Annotated in this window: 15 protein-coding genes, 1 pseudogene and 1 riboswitch; of the genes and pseudogenes, 8 read left to right on the top strand and 8 right to left on the bottom strand. The window is 61.7% G+C overall.

Features of this window, described 5'->3' with window-relative positions; genetic code table 11:
• The first annotated feature begins 23 nt into the window (after positions 1–23).
• The 4 genes and pseudogenes from traF to VFW72_RS05335 form a co-directional block, all read left to right on the top strand.
• Positions 24–1,349: a conjugal transfer protein TraF gene (gene traF, locus VFW72_RS05350; RefSeq protein ID WP_329673234.1), complete on the top strand. Its 1,326-nt coding sequence runs from the start codon at positions 24–26 to the stop codon at positions 1,347–1,349.
• Positions 1,350–1,474: 125 nt separating this feature from the next.
• Complete coding sequence (locus VFW72_RS05345) at positions 1,475–3,769, top strand: NADP-dependent malic enzyme (RefSeq protein ID WP_329673233.1); 2,295 nt, start codon at positions 1,475–1,477, stop codon at positions 3,767–3,769.
• 165 nt (positions 3,770–3,934) lie between these two features.
• The gene (locus VFW72_RS05340; RefSeq protein ID WP_414638776.1) at positions 3,935–4,399 is read left to right on the top strand and encodes a ribonuclease domain-containing protein; all 465 of its coding nucleotides are present in this window, start codon (positions 3,935–3,937) and stop codon (positions 4,397–4,399) included.
• 103 nt (positions 4,400–4,502) lie between these two features.
• Positions 4,503–4,889: pseudogene (locus VFW72_RS05335) on the top strand (barstar family protein); the annotation flags it as partial.
• A 237-nt stretch (positions 4,890–5,126) separates the two neighbouring features.
• Here the strand turns inward: VFW72_RS05335 and VFW72_RS05330 are convergent.
• Positions 5,127–7,343: a lytic transglycosylase domain-containing protein gene (locus VFW72_RS05330; protein WP_329673232.1), complete on the bottom strand. Its 2,217-nt coding sequence runs from the start codon at positions 7,341–7,343 to the stop codon at positions 5,127–5,129.
• 76 nt (positions 7,344–7,419) lie between these two features.
• On the opposite strand from VFW72_RS05330, the gene VFW72_RS05325 reads away from it, so the two are divergent.
• Both VFW72_RS05325 and VFW72_RS05320 read left to right on the top strand, forming a co-directional pair.
• Positions 7,420–7,995 carry a 5-formyltetrahydrofolate cyclo-ligase gene (locus VFW72_RS05325; protein WP_329673231.1) on the top strand — a complete coding sequence of 192 codons (576 nt, stop codon included), beginning with the start codon at positions 7,420–7,422 and terminating at the stop codon, positions 7,993–7,995.
• 158 nt (positions 7,996–8,153) lie between these two features.
• Entirely contained in the window at positions 8,154–9,089 is a 936-nt protein-coding gene (locus tag VFW72_RS05320) for an SGNH/GDSL hydrolase family protein (RefSeq protein ID WP_329673230.1), read from the top strand.
• Here VFW72_RS05320 and VFW72_RS05315 read toward each other — a convergent pair.
• Both VFW72_RS05315 and VFW72_RS05310 read right to left on the bottom strand, forming a co-directional pair.
• Positions 9,073–10,002 carry a hypothetical protein gene (locus VFW72_RS05315; protein ID WP_329673229.1) on the bottom strand — a complete coding sequence of 310 codons (930 nt, stop codon included), beginning with the start codon at positions 10,000–10,002 and terminating at the stop codon, positions 9,073–9,075. The genes VFW72_RS05320 and VFW72_RS05315 overlap by 17 nt on opposite strands.
• 248 nt (positions 10,003–10,250) lie before the next feature.
• On the bottom strand, positions 10,251–10,862 hold the full coding sequence (locus VFW72_RS05310) for an OmpW/AlkL family protein (RefSeq protein WP_329673228.1): 612 nt from the start codon (positions 10,860–10,862) through the stop codon (positions 10,251–10,253).
• 367 nt (positions 10,863–11,229) lie between these two features.
• Here VFW72_RS05310 and VFW72_RS05305 point away from each other — a divergent pair, with 367 nt between their 5' ends.
• A complete protein-coding gene (locus VFW72_RS05305; RefSeq protein ID WP_329673227.1) occupies positions 11,230–11,997 on the top strand; it encodes a Crp/Fnr family transcriptional regulator in 768 nt (255 codons plus the stop codon).
• Between the two features lie 133 nt (positions 11,998–12,130).
• Positions 12,131–13,474 carry a lipase family protein gene (locus VFW72_RS05300; RefSeq protein ID WP_329673226.1) on the top strand — a complete coding sequence of 448 codons (1,344 nt, stop codon included), beginning with the start codon at positions 12,131–12,133 and terminating at the stop codon, positions 13,472–13,474.
• A gap of 90 nt (positions 13,475–13,564) precedes the next feature.
• Here the strand turns inward: VFW72_RS05300 and metF are convergent, their stop codons facing one another.
• From metF to VFW72_RS05275, 5 genes are all read right to left on the bottom strand, one after another.
• A complete protein-coding gene (gene metF / locus VFW72_RS05295) occupies positions 13,565–14,413 on the bottom strand; it encodes a methylenetetrahydrofolate reductase [NAD(P)H] (protein ID WP_329673225.1) in 849 nt (282 codons plus the stop codon).
• 36 nt (positions 14,414–14,449) lie between these two features.
• The gene (locus tag VFW72_RS05290) at positions 14,450–15,223 is read right to left on the bottom strand and encodes a TlyA family RNA methyltransferase (RefSeq protein ID WP_329673224.1); all 774 of its coding nucleotides are present in this window, start codon (positions 15,221–15,223) and stop codon (positions 14,450–14,452) included.
• A gap of 112 nt (positions 15,224–15,335) precedes the next feature.
• Entirely contained in the window at positions 15,336–16,775 is a 1,440-nt protein-coding gene (ahcY, locus tag VFW72_RS05285) for an adenosylhomocysteinase (RefSeq protein WP_329673223.1), read from the bottom strand.
• Positions 16,776–16,873: 98 nt separating this feature from the next.
• Positions 16,874–16,959: riboswitch (S-adenosyl-L-homocysteine riboswitch) on the bottom strand.
• 57 nt (positions 16,960–17,016) lie between these two features.
• Positions 17,017–18,105: a GGDEF domain-containing protein gene (locus VFW72_RS05280; protein ID WP_329673325.1), complete on the bottom strand. Its 1,089-nt coding sequence runs from the start codon at positions 18,103–18,105 to the stop codon at positions 17,017–17,019.
• A 78-nt stretch (positions 18,106–18,183) separates the two neighbouring features.
• Positions 18,184–19,674 (bottom strand): tetratricopeptide repeat-containing glycosyltransferase family protein, encoded by a 1,491-nt coding sequence (locus tag VFW72_RS05275; protein ID WP_329673222.1) that lies wholly within the window; start codon positions 19,672–19,674, stop codon positions 18,184–18,186.
• Between the last annotated feature and the right edge of the window lie 30 nt (positions 19,675–19,704).

Below are 19,704 nucleotides of genomic sequence, written 5' to 3'. Positions count from 1 at the left end.
TTTCAACGCAAGGAAACCTCCTCATGGTGTCACGCTCGAACATCTGCATTGCAATTGGCGCTTTGCTGGCCCCGACGCTGAGTCTGGCCGCGCCATTCACGCCGTTCGAGGCCCGCGGATTTGCCATGGGGGGCGCGGGTGTGGCCTCATCGGAGCACGCAGCCGCGAGCCTGTACAACCCGGCCCTGCTGGCCATCAAGAGCGACACCACCCGCTTTTCCTTCATCGCCCCCAGTGTTGGCATTCGTGCCACGGGCAACGACGGCGCGGTGAAAAGCGTTCAGGATTTCAACGACAACGGCTCCATCGATGGCTTTGACTCAGCTGCGACGAACTTCTCCAATCAGCTCGATCGCTACCTGAACTCGCACGACAATGCAGCCGCCTTTCAAACATCGGCCCAGAACCTCAAGACCGCATCCGATCAGCTCTTGCGTGACCTGAATGCAGTCAATCAGAAGGCGTTTCAATTGGGTGCCGGCGGCACACTGGCTCTGGCCATCCCTCGCTGGGAATACAAGGCCGCATTCAGTGTTTCCAATGAAACCTTTGCCCGCATCACCACCGATGTGGCTCAAAGCGATTTGAATCAGATCGACACCACGATCACCAACATCGTCGACGCGACCAACGAAATCATCGCCAACAACAACACCAACGGCCCCAAGGCGCGTCAGGTGATTGACTCCAACGGCGACCTGATTCTGGGCAACGGCGACCTGCAGTCCAAGGCCCACGTCCTGGGCGTATCGGTCACCGACATCGGTGTCTCGATGGCCCGTGAACTGACCCTGCAGGACCAGACCTTCATGGTCGGCATCACCCCCAAGATTCAGCAAGTCACCACGGTCGCCACCGACACCTCGGTGGATGCGGACTCCATCAGCCTGAGCAAAAACAAGAAGAGTTACACCAGTGTCAACCTGGACGTCGGTATTGCCAAGCAGTTTGAGCAAGGCCAGCTGGAAAATGTCCGAGTGGGCCTCGTGGTGCGCAACCTCATCCCACACACCTACAAGACATTTGACGTGACCCAGGACGTCAAGATGGCGCCCCAGTTGCGCGTGGGCGCGGCTTACACCCACAAGTTCTTCACGGTCACATCCGACCTCGACCTGACCAGCAACAAGGTCGTGGGACAAGGCAGCGAAGCCAGCCAGATCTGGGCCATTGGCGGTGAGCTCAATGCATGGAGTGTGGCCAAGATCCGCGCCGGCTATCGCAACGATTTCAAAGCCAAGTACGGCACCGTGACCGCAGGTCTGAGCCTCTTCGGTGTGCAATTGTCTGCGGCCTACGCGAAAGACCGCGAAATTTCCGCGCTATTGCAGTTCGGCGGCTCCTTCTGAGACCAGAGATTCGTGACAGGCCCGGCTCCCGCCGGGCCTTTTTACTTGGAGAATTAAAAGCAAGGGCCACAAGCACTCGCCGAAGTTCCTAGAATCGGGGTTCTGCCACGAAAGGGCACCCCTACATGACGACCCCCGAACAAAAACGCGCCGAGCTCAAAAAGGCCGCGCTTGAGTATCACGAGTTCCCCACCCCGGGGAAGCTGGCCATCAGCGCCACCAAACAACTGACCAACCAGCGTGACCTGGCCCTGGCCTACTCGCCTGGCGTGGCCGCACCCTGCGAAGAAATCGTAGAGAACCCCACCACGGCCTTCAAGTACACCAGCCGGGGCAACCTGGTGGCCGTGATCACCAACGGCACCGCCGTGCTGGGCCTGGGCGACATTGGCCCCCTGGCCGCCAAGCCTGTGATGGAAGGCAAGGCCGTTCTGTTCAAGAAGTTCTCCGACATCGATGTGTTCGACATCGAGATCAACGAGAAAGACCCCGACAAGCTGGTCGAGATCATTGCCAGCCTCGAGCCCACCTTCGGCGGCATCAACCTCGAAGACATCAAAGCCCCAGACTGCTTCTACGTCGAGCGCAAGCTGCGCGAGCGCATGAAGATTCCGGTCTTCCACGACGACCAGCACGGCACCGCCATCGTGGTCGGCGCGGCGCTGATCAACGGCCTGAAGGTGGTTGGCAAGGACATCAAGCAAGTCAAACTGGTGACCTCTGGCGCCGGCGCGGCCGCCTTGGCCTGTTTGCAGCTGCTGGTGAAACTGGGGCTGCCACGCGAAAACATCTGGGTCACCGACCTGGCTGGCGTGGTCTACGAAGGCCGCGCCGAACTGATGGACCCAGACAAGGCCATGTTTGCCCAGAAGACCGATCAGCGCAAGCTGGCCGAAGTCATCGAAGGCGCCGACGTGTTCCTGGGCCTGTCTGCCGGCGGCGTGCTCAAGGCCGACATGGTGGCCAAGATGGCCGCCAAGCCGATCATCTTCGCCCTGGCCAACCCCACGCCCGAGATCCTGCCCGAGGAAGTCAAGGCGGTGCGCGACGACGCCATCATGGCCACCGGCCGCACAGACTACCCCAACCAGGTCAACAACGTCCTGTGCTTCCCCTACATCTTCCGTGGGGCACTCGACTCCGGGGCCACCACCATCACCGATGAGATGGAAATCGCGGCCGTGCACGCGATTGCCGAACTGGCCCAGGCCGAGCAGAGCGACGTGGTGGCGGCCGCCTATGTGGGCGCGACCCTGAGCTTCGGGCCGGAATACCTGATTCCCAAGCCCTTTGACCCGCGCCTGATGATCAAGATTGCCCCGGCCGTGGCCAAGGCGGCAGCGGACTCGGGCGTGGCCATTCGCCCCATCACCGACTACGCGGCCTACACGGAAAAGCTGCAGAGCTTCGTGTACGCCTCAGGTCACACGATGAAGCCCATCTTCAGCGTGGCCAAGCGCGCCAAGAACAAGCGCATCGCCTACGCTGAGGGGGAAAACGAAGGCGTGCTGCGCGCCGCCCAGATCGTGGTCGACGAAAACCTGGCGCGCCCCACCCTGGTCGGCCGCAAGGAAGTCATCGAGCAGCGCATCGAGCGCTTTGGCCTGCGACTGAAGTCCGGCGTCGATTACGACATCGTCAGCACCGAAAACGACCCACGTTACCGCGATTACTGGCAAACCTACCACCGCCTGGCCGACCGCAAGGGCGTGACCGAGCAGATGGCCAAGATCGAGATGCGCCGCCGCCTGACCCTGATCAGCTCCATGCTGCTGCACAAGGGCGAAGTCGACGGCCTGATCTGCGGCACCTGGGGCTCGACGGCCCTGCACCTGCACTACATCGACCAGGTCATCGGCAAGCGTCCTGGGGTGAAGACCTACGCCGCCATGACGGGACTGATCCTGCCGGGCCGCACCGTCAACATCCTCGACACGCACATCAACTACGACCCCACGGCCGAGCAACTGGCCGAGATCACCATCATGGCGGCCGAGGAAATGATGCGCTTTGGCCAGCGCCCAAAGGCCGCCCTGCTGTCGCACTCGAACTTTGGCTCGAGCAACCAGCCCTCGGCAGTGAAGATGCGCGATGCCCTGCGACTGATTCAGGAGCAGGCACCCTGGCTGGAAATCGACGGCGAAATGCATGGCGACACCGCCCTGGACGAGCCCTATCGCCAGGAACTGATGCCGCGCAGCACCCTGAGCGGCGAAGCCAACCTGCTGGTGTGCCCGAACATCGATGCCGCCAACATCTCGTACAACCTGCTGAAGGTCGCGGCGGGCAACAACATTGCACTGGGCCCGGTGCTGCTGGGAGCGGCCAAACCGGTGTGCATCCTGACCCCGTCGGCCACGGTTCGACGCATTGTGAACATGACCGCCATGACGGTGGCCGACGCGAACGCGGTGCGTTAAACCGAACCTTTCATTAAATCACAAACTGTCAACCCCCCACCAAAAGGCCCCGGGTGCGCCCTATTTCGCGCCCCGGGGCCTTGAGCTTTTTGGCCCTTTTCGGTAGCATCACGGCTTTCACGAATCGCCGAATTGCTGACTGATCAAGGCTGGAAACACAGCATCATGGTGACCCTTCCGAACACCACGGAAACCGCATCGGGCGCTGCTGTCTCGAGCCATCGAAAGGTGAAGCAGGCACTGTGTGCCCTCGCGATCGGGTGGTCGATTCTCGGGCCTGTCAGCGATGTGCTGGCCCGCCGCGCCCCCGAACCCGAAGTCACACAGTCCCAACTGTCTGCCGTTCCTCTGTCATCCCTGCCCAGGCAGGCCCAGGAGGTTCACAGACGCATTCACACAGGCGGTCCTTTCGCCTATGCCAAAGACGGCATCGTTTTTGGCAATCGGGAAAGAATCCTACCGCGTCAGCCGCGCGGCTTTTATCGTGAATACACCGTTCGCACGCCAGGTGTCAGGGACCGCGGTCCCCGTCGCATTGTGTGTGGAGGTAAAGATGTTCAAAAACCGGAAACTTGTTTCTACACCGCGGATCATTACAGCAGCTTCTTTGTGATTGATCCCCGGCGCTGAGCAACTTGTCGGTTTTCGCTCTTTTCTCGTTCTTTCCTTGACCCCTCAACTCAGTCCCTGAGGGCATGCAGACTCTCTTCATGCAACCAGGGCCCAAGCGATCATGTTGTTGCAATCCGTTCGACCCAACATCGTTCAATCCATCCGCGCATTCCGCCCGGAAGACTTGCAACAGGCAGCCCAAGCAGCTGGCCAACACTTCCTGTACACGAATCTGGCCGAAGCCCAGAACAAGCAGGACGTGCTGGACATCATCGCCCGCGACTTCCTGTTCCCCGACCATTTCGGCAAGAACCTTGATGCCCTGTACGACTGCATGACCGATCTGGTTCACAAGTCGGGTCCGCAGCCTGGTTTCGTCGTGGTGCTGGAACTGCTGCCAGACGGTTCGCGTTTCGACCGCGAGACCCGCGAGCAATTGCTCGACGCCTTCCGCGACGCCGCCGACTTCTGGGGCGAGCGCAAGATCGCGTTCCGCGTGTTCTATTCCATTGCTGTGTCGGGCAAAGAGTCGGCTGGCAACTGGGACAAGGCCGATGTGGCTCAAAACGACCCTGCGGCCAAGCCCGTGAAGGTGTCCAAGAACGCCCCTCAGCCCATGATCATGAACCTGCCCCCCATGAGCAGCGCGTTCGACACCGCCATGCTGCTGGCAGCCGCCTGATTCCACCGAATCAGCCACGAAAACGGCCCCTCGGGGCCGTTTTTGTTTGGGGCCCCATGCGAATCAGGGCAGATCAGCCTCAGGCGGCGGAGCGCTGGCAGCACGCGGCCCGATGGTGGCGCCCAGACGCTTGCGAACACTCATCGGCACCCCGTCGATGATGTGGGCATAGACCACCGCATTGCCCAACACCTTCTTCACGTAGTCGCGGGTTTCGTTGAAGGGAATGTTCTCCACCCAAGCCGCGGCATCGACCTTGGCCCCTTCACGCCAGCGGCGCGGCCGCGAGGGCCCGGCGTTATAGGCTGCGGCGGCCATCGCCTGCGAGCCCCCCAGGTCATCGAGAACCAGCTTCAGGTAGCCCGCACCAATGCGCAAATTCGTCACCCGATCGGTGATGAGGTCGGGCGTGTAGGGAATGCCGAGCTTTTTGGCCGTCCAGGAGGCCGTACCCGGCATCACCTGCATCAGACCCGACGCGCCCACGCTGGACTTGGCCGCGACAATGAAGCGCGACTCCTGCCGCATCAGCCCATACATATAGGCCGGGTCCAGCCCCACATCGCGCGCCGCCGCGAGCACATCGCGCTTGAACGGCATCGGGTAACGCTGGTTCAGGTCGATTTCCTGGCGGGTCCGGTCGCTGGTGTTGATGCAGCGATCCCAGATTTCCTGGTCGCACGCAATCGCGGCCATCGCCATCAGCTCACGGTCACTCAAGCCGCCGGGCTTGCCGTAGCCTCCGGTGAAATTCCACTCACGCACCGCCTCGTTGCGCCACCCCAGGGCGAACAGCCGCAAGGCCCGGTCCACCCCTGGCAACGCGCGTGCTTGCGCCAACTCGAATTCGTTGGGGGCGGCGGGCCGCGGCGGGGCCTTGGCGGGGGCGCCATGCAACTCCTCTGCCGCCAGTTGCCCGTAAAAGTGCAGCGGACTGGCAATGCGAGCCATCAGCTCGCGCGCCTTTTGCCGCGTGGGGTCATTCGCGCCCTGGCCGGCCCGCGCCAACAAGGCTCGCGCTTTCCAGTAAGTCCACGCTGAATCGGTCAACTGTTCGGGCGACATCGCATCGACCGCCTGCTCCACCAACGTCCATCGGGATGCGTCGCCCGCCGTGGCCGAACGCGCACCGGCGCGCGCCATCCAGGCCAGCGTTTCCGCAGACCAGTTGCCCAAACCTTTGGCCAACTCAGGCTGGTTGCTGACATTGGCCAGGGCCCTGTCGGCCAAAGCCCGCTCAAAGTAGACCGGTGCATCGGCCATCTGGCGCCAGGCGAACGCCCGGCCCAGCTGCGCCCAGGCCCAGGCCGCTTCCTCGGCACGCCACTTCCAGCGAATGCGTGCCGACGGATCGGCCATCGCCTGTGCGGCGGCCACCGGGTCGACATTGGCCCAGCGAATGAAAGCCAGCAGATTCAAGGGCCCCTGCGCTTCAGCAGGAATCGCCAGAGGCATGGGCGCCAGGCTGGGTCGAGACTTGGCCGCCTTCCCCTTGGCCTTGCCCTTGGCTTTCTTGCCTGCAGGGGTCGGACCGATGGCGGCGCCAGGCGGCTGCCGCAGATCCCGCTCGCTGCCACGCTGCAGCGCCCCCCCACCGGCCGCGGCTCCCGGCGCCAGAAACGCCTGAGGCTGCGCCATCAGGCGAGCAATGGCTTGCCCGATCACATCGCCGAGCAACTTGCCGGATTGCTGAACGACATTCGGACGGTCGATTTCAACAGCCAGACGCAGCTTGCGCCAGACATCGTCAGCCGTCAGCACGCCTGCCGCCCACAAACCCTGAGCCATGGCATCGCAGCCACGGTCCGGATCTTTCTGAGCCCACCAGGCCTGACGCGCCTGCTCGCGCCAATCGCCCGGCCCTTCCATCAGGGCCCCCGATTGCTGCCTGGCCAGGACCCCCCAACACACGACCTCACGGTCGTCGTTCATGCGAAAGCCTGGTTGAATGCGCAAGAAGGTGGCCCAATCGCCGCGATGCCCCAACTCCTGCAACCAATCATTGCGGAAGCGATCGGCCACATAAGCATCAGGCCACCGGGCCAGAAACTCGTCGGCCTCCGTGCGCCCCAACTCAGTCAGGCGGGCCTGCACCCACCAATAATCAGCCCAAGGCGCCAATGGGTGGCCTGCGGCGATCAGGGCGTTGCGGGCGGCCAGCAATTTGCCCTTGTCGCGCACTCGCCAGGCTTCACGAGCCTCCTGAAACGTGCTGTCATCGCCGTCTGCGGCGTGCACGGGTGCCACCCAGCCCGCGCCCAGGCCGAGCGCGACCGCCATCACCGCTGCTGCCATGGGCCGCAGCACTGCATACTTGCTTGTTCTGATCAATTGATTTGCCTTGTGTCTCTCTGTCATGCCTGACCTCTCCCCCCTGGATCGTGGCGCCTTGCGCCGCCAACTGCTCAACGATCGCCAAGCCTGGATCCTCACCCCTCAAGCTCTGGAGGCTCAAGCCGCGCTACAGGCTCGCCTGTTGACGGTGGTGGAACAACTGGAACCCATGTGCCTGGGGGTGTACTGGCCAATGCAGGGGGAATTTAACCCAAGGGACCTCGCTGTGCTGGCCCAAGACGCAACCGGTTGTCGCCTGGCCCTGCCTTTTGCGCGTCGCGCCCCGGTCGAGATGCATTTTCGCGAGTGGAATGGCCAGGAACCCGACACGGTGGACGAGTGCCGCATTCCCGCCCCGTCGGGTCGCCCCATCGAACCTGATGTGGTGTTGGTGCCCTGCGTCGGCTTCACGGAAGACGGCTGGCGCCTGGGCTACGGCGGCGGCTATTTCGACCGCTACCTGTCGGCCCACCCTGGCATCACCGCCATCGGCGTGGCCTGGCAGAACGGACTGCTCAGCGGCACCCAATGGCAAGCTCAAGCGCACGACCAACCCTTGCTCGCGGTGATCACAGAGCAACACACCTACGGCGGCTGATGGATCCCACACAGCCCCCGCAAGTAAGGGGAATTCGGTCAAGTCAGGGAAGGGTTCAGGACTAACCCGCTCACGCCCTCTTGTTCAAGTCGCTTCAATGCGTGTCACATGGCCCTACTTGTGTGTAGGCGAGCCACATCACCACAACAGGACACGAGATGAACAAGTACGTTTCCCCATTGCTGGCCGGTCTGATGGCCGCCTGCCTGGCCGCGCCTGCCAGCGCCAGCTATTCCAAGATCATCGCCTTCGGCGACAGCCTGTCTGATAACGGCAATCTCTTCAATCTGATCGGCCAGCCGCCCGCGCCTTATTTCAACGGGCGCTTCTCCAACGGCCCCGTGGCCGTTGAAGTGATGGCCCAGACTTTGGGCCTGAGCCTGACCGACTATGCCTATGGCGGCGCACAAACCGGCACCACCAATTACCTGGGTGATGCCTTGAACGGCACAGGTGTGACAGGCCAGGTCGCCCAGTACGGCATGCTCACAGGCGGTCACGCCGACGCTTCGGCTCTGTACATGGTCTGGGCCGGCCCGAACGACTTCTTCGCCGACATGCTCAACCCGAGCACCGCGCCGAATGCATCGAACAACCTGCTCAATAACATTCACGACCTGTACAACATGGGGGCTCGCGACTTTTTCGTGCCCTTGATGCCCAATCTGGGCGTGACACCCATGGCCCTGGGCGTGAATGTCAACAACCCCGGCTTTGCGTTTGTTGCCAGCCAGCAATCGGCGTACTTCAATTCGCTGCTGAGCAACGGGCTGAGCCAGTTGCAGCAAAATCTCGCCGGCGTTCAGATTCGCACCTTCGACACCTCGGCTTTCCTGATGTCGCAGATCGCCATCATGAATGCTCAGGGCGGAAAGGTCACGACCTTGCCCTGCTTCGATGCCGCCAAGAAAACGCTGTGCGCCAACCCGGACGACTATCTGTTCTGGGACGGGGTGCACCCCACCGCCGCGGCTCACCAGGTTCTGGGTCAGGCGTTCGCAGCAGCCGTGCCTGAGCCAGAAACCTACGCTCTGGCGCTGGCTGGTCTGGTGATTGCCGTGGCCGCCCGTCGCCGCGTCAAAACCGCAGCGTGATCACGCCCCCCAAGGCCCAGACCCCTTCTCGGGGGCTGGCCTGGGTAGGTCGGGGCCAGAAGTGCCCCACCACCACCTCGCCGTACAAGGCCCGCTTGTAAACGGGCTGGTCCCATTTGACCTGCACGCCATAGTCGGCCACTGGCACCTCGGCCCCACCGACGCCGTTCATCAGTGCCTCCAGGCCCAGCACACGCTCGTTGCCAAAAGACTGATACAGACCCAAAGTGCTGGCCCAATTCACCTTGCGCGACTTTTGAGTCACGGTCGCCGCATTCAACCAGCGCAGGGCCACGTCTGAACTGAAGCCATGCTCGTACGACAAGGCCGTGGTCGATCCGAATCGGTCAGCCACCGTCAGGAAGATGGTTTCCCTGACTTCGATCAGGTCTGAGGGCCCCAGTTGCCAAGGACGACGGTAGCGAGCCTGGGCATACGGCTTCAAGCCCCCGCGAAAGCCGAGACGCAAGTCGATCGACTCTTCCAGCCACACCCCCACGCCGGCAAAGAAGGAATCATCGGCACGGGTGTTCTGCCGAATCAATTCCTGCTGAGAAATCTCGCCGGGTTGGTCCGTGACAATGGCCCGCCGATCATCGTTCCCGATGAACAGGTAGTGGTAACGCTCTAGATTGGGGAGCCTCAAGCGTGCGTTGAAGCGCACATTGGTCGAGGCAGAACGGTCTTCGCGAGTCAGCAGACTCAAGCCAATGCGGCCATCGCTGACCTTGCCACCCTCGGAAAAAGGTTTGTCACCGAAGGTGCCATCAATGCCGCGGGCAAGCCACTCGACGGTGGAGCGTACAGTACGACTGGTCGATTCCAGAATGGCGTCGGTCGTAGTTGAGCCCTCAGCCCCCGCGTCCACCACAGATGACTCTGACTCGGATGGCAAAGTGGCTGCACCGGCCATACCTGGCAGCCATCCACACGAGCCCAACGCGCCCAAAAGGACACCACAAACCCACCGACCTCTGCTGCTCACACACTCCCCTTGCTCGAATCGAACGCACCACACGGTGGTCGTCTATGCAGCTGATTATGGGGTGTGGCCAACCCCACCACAAGGCTGGCCAAGCACAGAGGTCGATCTCCGCCTGCACGATTGCACAGGCGGGCGCACGCAGTCATCAGACCGCGCACGCGGATGACGTCAGACGATCAGAAGCGGTAGCCGACGCCCACGCCGACCAGAACCGGGTTGACCTTGACCGTACCGGCCTCGGCGCCGGCTGCAGTGCGCAGCTTGGTCTCGATGTTGACCTGCTTGATGTCAAAGTTCACGAAGACCTGCGGAGCGACCTGCACGTCCACACCGGCCTGGATGGCGAAGCCGAACGAACCGCGATCCAGGTTCAGGTTCAAGGGCAGATCCACTGCAGTGATGTTGGTGTAGTTCACACCAGCGCCCACATAGGGACGAATCTGGCCGGTCGGCAGGAAGTGATACTGGGCCGTCAGGGTGGGAGGCAGGTGCTTGAGCGAACCGGCTTCAGCGCCATTGATCATGACCTTGTGCTTTTGCGGGTAGGTCAAGATGAGCTCAGCCGCGAAGTTGGGCGAGAAGAAATAGGTGAAATCGACCTCGGCGATGACCTTCTTGTTCAGTTCCACCTCGGCGTTGAGCACGTTCTGGCCGTCGTTGGCAGGGGCGATGCCCACGGCGCGAGCGCGAACCAGGAAATTGCCTTCGGCCTGAGCGGCCACAGGAGCCATGGCGGCCACGGCCAGAGCGGCAGCGATCAGACGGGACAGAGCGGTTTGGTTCTTCATGGTCGATCCTTCTTATGTGAAGCGGGAAAACGTTGGACTCAGCACATCGCGAATCCATGTGCTCATTGCATCAAGAGCCCCCCCTTCAGAAGTTGTTCTGAATCAAGTTGCCCCTTCAGGCAGAAGGGACAAACCGAGGGATTACCCCTGTCCTTGATGCAGATCAGAAAACGCCTCGCATTTGAAGCAGGTCATGTGTACGGCCCGCATAAGGCAGCACACAGGAACCCATTTGATGCAAATGTGATTCAGCCATCACAAGACAACCCCTGACATCGCTGGTATGCCCATCTTCTCCATGGCATGCCCCCTTTGCCTGAGCTATAACCGCCCGCATTCCCCCTCGAAGCAAGCGACCGAAGGAGACATGAAGTTGGCGCCCGACACTTCTCTGCTACTCGCGGAAGACCCCTGGTTCACCAAGCTGCCGCACACACTGCAGCAAAAGATCCTGACCTACGGGATCGTCAAACACATCCCGGCTGGGCAAAGCATCGTCCGCCGAGGACAAGCGAACAACGGTCTGTACTGCCTGCTGGACGGCGTGGCGCTGGCCATGAACGAGCTCGCCCCTGACAACGAGGGCGTTTTAGCTCACTTAACGCCGCCAGCCTGGTTTGGCGAAGTGGGTCTGGCCGACGGTGGCCCGTACACGCATACGGTAAAAGCCGACGCGCCCTGCACCATGCTGCACCTTCCCAGGCCGGCTCTGGTGTCATGGCTACAGGACGAGCCGCAGGGCTGGCACCACATCTCGATGCTTTTATCCGCCAAGCTCCGGATCGCATTTTTTGTGCTGGATGAAATGGTCAAATCGCCGGCGGAACAGCGCGTGGCGCGCCGACTGTTGATTCAGGCAGCCGGGCTGGGCCTGAGGGACACGTACCGCCCCCACATCGACATCCAGCAGGAACAGCTGGCCCAAACCCTGGGCATGGCGCGCAGTACGCTGAACCCCATCCTGCGCAAGTGGAGCGATGCGAAGTGGATTCAGCTGGCCTATGGTCGCATCACCATCCTGAACCTCGACGAACTCAAAGCGCTGGCTGGCTATGAGAACTGGCCCGAGATGTACAAAGAGGCGCTGAGGACGCCATCGCCCGGCGGCAACCGAGACGCAACCACAACGCCTTGAGTTAAACGGCACCAATTGGCACCCATAACCCCCAGACAATCACCATCATCAGTAACCCGTGATTTGTCCATCACAAGACAAACGGACAACACTTCTCGGTGCACGATCAATGCCTCAAATACAGGAGACATTGATGAGCTTCCGTTTCAGCACCCAACGCTTCTTTCCATCGCTCGTTGCGGCCGCTGCTGCAGCCGTGATGCTGCCAAGCGTGGCCAGCGCAGCCACCTCCCCTGCAGACGACCCCTTCTACCAGTACACCGGCGCCACCCCGCTGGCGAACATTGCTCCTGGTACGGTGCTGAACACCCGCGTCGTCAACTACCAAATTCTGGGCCTGTCGCTGGGCTTCAAGGCCACCCAGCTGCTGTACCGCTCCACCGATGCGCAATTGCGCCCCGCGGTGAACGTCACCACCGTGATCAAGCCCAATTGCTCGCTGCTGTGCCCGAACAAGAACAAGGTCGTCTCGTACCAGTCGTTCTACGACTCGCTGAACCCGGCTGACCAACCTTCGTGGGCCATCGCTGGCGGCAAGACCCTGGGTGATCTGATCCCCGGCGTGGAAACCGCGTTGATCGCGCCCTTCCTGATCAAGGGTCACACCGTCATCATCTCTGACACGCAAGGTCAGAAAGCCGACTTCGCAGCCGGCCCCGAATACGGCTACAACACGCTGGACTCGATTCGCGCCGCCAAGAACTCGCCCGCCATCGGCCTGTCCAGCAACGCCAAAGTGGCTCTGATTGGCTATTCGGGCGGCGCCATCGCTTCCGAATGGGCTGCTGAACTGGCCCCCACCTATGCCCCCGACGTGAACAAGAACCTGGTGGGCGTCGCCATCGGTGGCGTGCTGGTTCACCCCAACCACAACCTCGACTACGTTCAAGGCACCCCCATGTGGGGCGGCATTGCCCCCATGGCTCTGATCGGCGTGAGCCGCTCATACGGCATCGATCTGCCCCAGTACCTGTCGCCCAAGGGCATGGAGATCTACAACAAGATGCAGAAGGCCTCCATCGTCAACGTGCTGCTGCAATACCCCAATACGTACTGGAAAGACCTCGTCAAGCCTGAGTACGAAGACCGTACCAAGCTGAAGCCCTATGTCGATGCGGTCAACAAGATCGTGATGGGCACCGGCGGCACGCCCACCATCCCCATGTTCATCGGCCAAGGCACCGGTGGTGAACTGGAAGGCACGCCCGCTTCGCCCATCTGGGGCAAGGGTGACGGCGTGATGCTGGCTGGCGACGTTCGCACCCTGGCTCGCCAGTACTGCGCCAAAGGCGTCACCATCAAGCACGTCGAGTACTCCTTGAGCCACTTCACATCCATGGTGTCGTGGTTGCCCCAAGCCATGCTGTGGGTCAATGACCGATTCGGCGGCTTGTTTGGGCCTGTGGCTGCGCCCAACAACTGCGCCAGCATCCAGCCTGGCAATGCCCTCGAGACCGTGCCTTACACCGGCAACTAAATCTCGGTTACTTTAAACACTTGGGGGCGGTCGATCGGCATGATCGAACCGCCCCCAAGTCTTTTCAGACGCGTCGTTGGACGCCCCTGGTCAAGCCAGATTCAGGCGCTCACACAAAGCCTTGACGGGCCCGGCCTGGTTCATCGTGTAGAAGTGCAAGCCCGGCACACCGCCAGCGCGCAGCTTCTCGCACAACTCCGTCACCACATCCAGGCCAAAGGCCTGAATCGAGGCCTTGTCATCGCCAAAGCTTTCCAGGCGCGTGCGAATCCAACGCGGGATCTCGGCGCCACAGGCATCGGAAAACCGCATCAACTGAGTGGAGTTGATGATGGGCATGATGCCGGGAATGATCGGAATCTGCACGCCGGCCTTGGTCACTTCATCGACAAAACGGAAGTACGCGTCGGTGTTGAAGAAGTACTGAGTCAGCGCCACATCGGCTCCGGCCTTGACCTTGGTGACAAAGGCTTGCAGGTCTGCCGCAGGGCTTTTGGCCTGGGGGTGCATTTCAGGGTAGGCCCCCACTTCAATGTGGAAGTGATCGCCCGTGGCCTCGCGAATGTAGGCCACCAGTTCGCTGGCGTAGCGGAATTCACCAAAGCCACCGTAGCCACTGGGCAGGTCGCCCCTGAGGGCCACGATGCGCTTGATGCCATCGGCCTGGAAGGCTTCCAGCTGGGCCTTCACCGAAGCCTTGGTGGCCCCAATGCAAGAGAAATGCGGCGCGGCGTCCACACCTTCAGCCAGGATGGCCCGCACGGTCTGGATCGTACCGTCTTGCGTCGATCCGCCGGCGCCATAGGTCACCGAGCAATACTCCGGCTTCAAGGGGTACAACTGTTGGCGCACAGCGGCCAGCTTGTCGACCCCTTCGGGGGTCTTGGGCGGGAAAAACTCGAAGCTCACGGGCAACGAGGAGGCAGCAGGCTTGCTCATGCTTTCAGACTTTCAATCGAATCAGGACGCCGACCGTCAAGCGGCGGGCTCAACAGGCGACTGCGCCCAGATAAAGAATTCGAGGTTGCCATCTCCGCCGGGAATGGGGCTGGCGAACCCTTTGTGGACCTTCCAGCCCAGATCGGTACAGGCACGGCGGACCATGTCGCGGGCGCGCGCGTGTTGCGCCGGGTCTTTGACCACCCCGCCTTTACCGACATGCTCCTTGCCCACTTCGAACTGAGGCTTGATCAACAACAGCACCTGACCACCGGGCTTGAGCCACGGGCCCAGATGAGGCACGACTTTCGACAAGGCGATGAATGACAGATCGGCCACGATGAGATCAAAGCCCTCTTCTGGCGCATGATCGGCCAAGGCACTGCCTTCAAGCTCGCGGGCGTTGATGTTTTCCAAGGCCACCACACGCTCATCGGCTTTGAGCTTGTCGTGCAACTGACCATGGCCCACATCGACACCCACCACGCGGCTGGCGCCTTGCGTCAAGAGCACATCGGTGAAACCGCCGGTGCTCTGCCCCACATCCAGACATTGCATGCCGGACACGTTCAACTCGATCTGGCTCAGCGCCCCTTCGAGCTTGAGCCCGGCCCGCGACACCCAACGCAGCTCATCGTCATTGGTGACGCGGAACTGGGCATCGTCTGGCAGGTCTTCACCCGCCTTGCGCACAGGGACCCAGCCTTTGGGGCTGAGCCATTGCACCGCGCTGGCATCGACCAAGCGATTCACGGCGGAGCGGGTGGGCGCGAGCCCTTGTTGAACGATCAGTTGGTCTGCGCGTGGCATGCAATTCCTTGTAAGGTGACCTCACCACCCAAACCAAGCAACCGCCGTGGAGCCAGCTTCGCTGGTCCACTGGCGGTGCCCCCTGGGGGGCGGCCGAAGGCCGTAGGGGGGGTTAATAGCGATACGTGTCGGGCTTATAAGGACCTTGCTTGGGCACGCCGATGTAAGCCGCTTGTTCGTCGGTCAACTCGGTCAGTTGTGCATTCAGCGTGGTCAGCTGCAAGCGAGCCACCTTTTCGTCCAGGTGCTTGGGCAGCACGTAGACCTTGCCGATGTCGTAAGCATCGGGGTGGGCGAACAGTTCGATCTGGGCGATGGTCTGGTTGGCAAAGCTCGACGACATCACGTAGCTGGGGTGGCCGGTGCCGCAACCCAGGTTCACCAGACGACCCTTGGCCAGCAAGATGATGCGCTTGCCATCCTTGAAGATGACGTGGTCCACCTGGGGCTTGATCTCTTCCCACTCGCAGTTCTCTTCCAACTTGGCCACTTGGATTTCGTTGTCGAAGTGACCAATGTTGCAGACGATGGCGTTGTTCTTCATCGCGGCCATGTGCTCGTAGGTGATCACGTCGCGGTTGCCGGTGGTGGTCACGAAGATGTCGGCCTTGTCGGCCGCCCAGTCCATGGTGACCACGCGGTAGCCTTCCATGGCGGCTTGCAGGGCGTTGATCGGGTCGATCTCGGTCACCCACACTTGGGCAGACAGGGCGCGCAAGGCTTGAGCGGAACCCTTGCCCACGTCGCCGTAACCGCACACCACGGCCACCTTGCCGGCAATCATCACGTCGGTGGCGCGCTTGATGCCGTCCACCAGCGATTCGCGGCAGCCATACAGGTTGTCGAACTTCGACTTGGTCACCGAGTCGTTCACGTTGATGGCGCGGAACAGCAGGGTGCCCTTGGCGCTCATTTCGTTCAGACGGTGCACGCCGGTCGTGGTCTCTTCGGTCACGCCGATGATCTGAGCCGCTTTGCGGGTGTACCAGGTGTTGTCCACCGCCAGCTTGGCCTTGATCGAGGCGTAGAGAATGCGCTCTTCTTCGCTGGTGGGGTTGTCCAGAACGGTGATGTCCTTCTCGGCGCGCTTGCCCAGGTGCATCAGCAGGGTGGCGTCACCACCGTCGTCCAGGATCATGTTGGGGCCTTCACCTTCGGTGCCCTTGGGGCCGAAGTCGAAGATGCGGTGGGTGTAGTCCCAGTAGTCTTCCAGCGATTCGCCCTTGTAGGCGAACACGGGGGTGCCTGCTTCCACCAAAGCGGCGGCGGCGTGGTCTTGCGTCGAGAAGATGTTGCACGAAGCCCAGCGCACTTCAGCGCCCAGGGCTTGCAGAGTTTCAACCAGCACGGCGGTCTGGATGGTCATGTGCAAGGAGCCGGTGATGCGCGCGCCCTTCAGGATCTGCTTGGGTGCGTACTCGGCACGAATGGCCATCAGCGCAGGCATTTCGGCTTCAGCGATCTTGATTTCGCGGCGGCCCCAGGCGGCCAGCGACATGTCGGCGACAACGCACTCGACGCCCTTGTGTTCAGTGATCAGGGATTTGGACATGACTTGAGCTCCTCAAACGGGTAGAAGCCGCCGTGCAGACCGGGAACGCGCGCCGCATCGGAAGGACGCGACAGATACAACTCACCCAGCGGGACACATGCGGGTGAGCGCCGTTGCAAAAGACAAGACTTTCGAGCCTGGGGCCGTGGCAGACACGCACGACCTTGCAACGCTCCTCGAAAGCGGAAACTCATTATAGCGGGCGCCCCTTGGCCTCACAAGACAAGAAATGCCCAGGAAATCAAGGGGAATTCGCCTCGCCGCCGGACGACACCACCCGGTTACGCCCCGCCTGCTTGCCTTGATACAAGGCCTGATCGGCCCGAGAAATGAGCTGGTCGACCGATTCGCCCTGGCGCATCTGCGCCACGCCCAAGGTCAAGGTCACAGGAATCGGGCCCTTGGCCGACTGGCACACCTGCGCAGCCACTTGGGCACGCAGTCGCTCGGCCACCAGCAGGGCTTCAGGCAAATCAGTCGCCGGCAGCACCACCAGAAACTCTTCACCGCCCCAGCGCGCCACATGGTCCATTTGGCGAACGGTGGTCGTGCACACGGCCGCCACCGCTTGCAGCACGGCATCTCCGGCCTGATGACCATGCCGGTCGTTGACCAATTTGAAGTGATCGACATCGGCCAGAATGACGGTCAAGGGCCGCCCCATTCGACTCAGGGCAGCCGCCTCGTGCTGGACCACATCCAGCACCGAACGCCGGTTCTGCAATTGCGTCAGTGGGTCGGTGCAAGCCTGGAAACGCAGCACCGATTCAGCTTGCAGCAACAGCACACGGTAGACCGCCGCCAACCCACCCAGGATCGCGAAGGTCGACACCAGATTGAAGGCACGCAAACCACCGACCACCGCCGAAGCCAATGGGTAAGCTGGCATGGCATGGCGCACGGAGGCGTCCAGCGCGATGTACAGCACACCGCTGCCGACACCCCAGACCCAACGCGCCCACATGGCACCGCGCTCACTTACCCCCCCGCTGACAAACGCGATGGGAACGATGAGCATGATGTAGAAGTGAAAGCCGCTCTCCCATCCGATCAGGTAGACCGCGGCGATACCGTGCAAGCAGATCTCGGCACCCATGACCCACTCCATCAGGAGAGGCCGCTTGCGCACCAGGAAAAAGACGGCGACATAGGCCGCGACGCTGAACACGTTGAGCACGGCCAGTGGGTGCACACCCAAAGCCGCAAAGAGACACAGGAAAATGACGTGCACGGCCGCCCCGATCACGGCGACCGCCATCATGGAGCGAATGTAGATTTCTGTTTGAGACGCCGCTTGTCCGGGAGTCCATCCAAACACGCGACACAGCATTTCGTTCAAGCCAGATGTCTCCGAGATCCAGTGCGAGGCCTGTTTTTAACACGGACCCGCGCCTTGGTGGGCGCCTGATCAGTGCGTCACCAGTCGCCCGAGGTCAGATCGGACAGATTGCAACACCCCAGCCCAATCGCCCGACTCGGGCTGCCTGTACAACGTGACACTCGGGTACCAGGGGCTGTCAGAACGCTCCAGCAGCCAGCGCCAGTCGGGGTTGCAGGCAACCAGCACCGAGGTGGGGCACCCCATGGTGGCGGCCAGATGCGCCAGGCTGGTGTCGACCGACACCACCGCATCCATCAGTTCGCACAAGGCCGCGGTGTCGGAAAAGTCATGCAACTCATCGCCAAAGTGCAAGATCTGAGGATGCGCCTTGAGCGTCACCATGTCGGCGTCACGCACCTCTTTGTGCAGACTCACCCATTGAATGTCGTCCGAGAGCCAGGCAACGAACTCTTGCAGGGGAATGCTGCGCTTGAAGTCATCCACATGCGAAGGGTTGCCACTCCACGCCAACCCGACACGCGGCTTGCCGGACTCACCCAACCGGGCACGCCATTGCGCGACCCGCGCCGGGCTCGGATGGATGACATCGGGCGGCCGGGGAATGTTGCTCAGATCCGTTTTGAACAACATGGGCAAACTCAGCAAAGGACAGTAGAAGTCGTACGCGGGCACCTCATCGCCCTGCGCCAGCACGTCGATGCCGGGCAAATCTTTGAGCAGCGCCGCCAACGCAGGCTGAACGAGCAGCACAACGCGCGCGCCCAGCTCTCGCACCAGACCCGCATAGCGACAGAACTGAATGGTGTCGCCCAATCCTTGCTCATGGCAAAGCAAAATGGTTTTGCCGGCCAGAGGCTCGACACCCGTCCACATGGGCGCCGGGTAGCTCTCCTGCAGCCCCACCAGGGCCGGGCGCTGGAGACGCCACTCAGTTTCCCGCCAACCGGTTTCAAACTCCCCCTGACGCAGGCACGACATGCCCAGATTCCAGTGAGCCTCCACGGAGCCAGGCGCGAGCTGAATGGCCTGATCGAAGCTGGCGCGCGACTCCGCGTACCGCTGAAGATCGCCCAAAGCCGTGCCCCGGTTGTTGTGCGGAGAAAAGTAGTCGGGCTTGACCGCCAGAGCTCGGTCAAAGTCGTGCAAAGCCTGTTCCGGCTGTTTTAACCGCAGCCACAGATTGCCCCGGTTGTTATAGGCCTTCTCCGACTCGGGGTCGAGAGCCAGGGCTTTGTTGAAGTTCAGCATGGCCAGATCCCACTCGCCCAACTGCTGATACGCCGCCCCCCGGTTGTTATGCGCACCCGCATGCTGGCGGTCGATCTTCAGCGCCCTGGTCAGCAAGTCCACTGACTGCTGAGCCTGGCCCAGCTGCAATGAAATCGCCCCCGCCAGGTTCAACGCATCGAAATGCTTGGACTGCACCTGGATGACCTGAAGGTAGGCTGCCAACGCTTCAGCCAACTGCCCGGCCTGATGGAAGGTCAGCGCTTGATGGAACTTCGCCTGGGCGAGCTGGGCCGGAGGCGGGCCAAACGAAAATGAACTGGATTTCATGGGGTGCGTTAAGCGCTGGGTTGCCCAGTT

Source organism: Aquabacterium sp., from assembly GCF_036273115.1.
GTDB lineage: Bacteria > Pseudomonadota > Gammaproteobacteria > Burkholderiales > Burkholderiaceae_C > Aquabacterium.
Note: the sequence above shows the minus strand (reverse complement) of the source record. Positions and strands in the feature narration are given on the sequence as shown.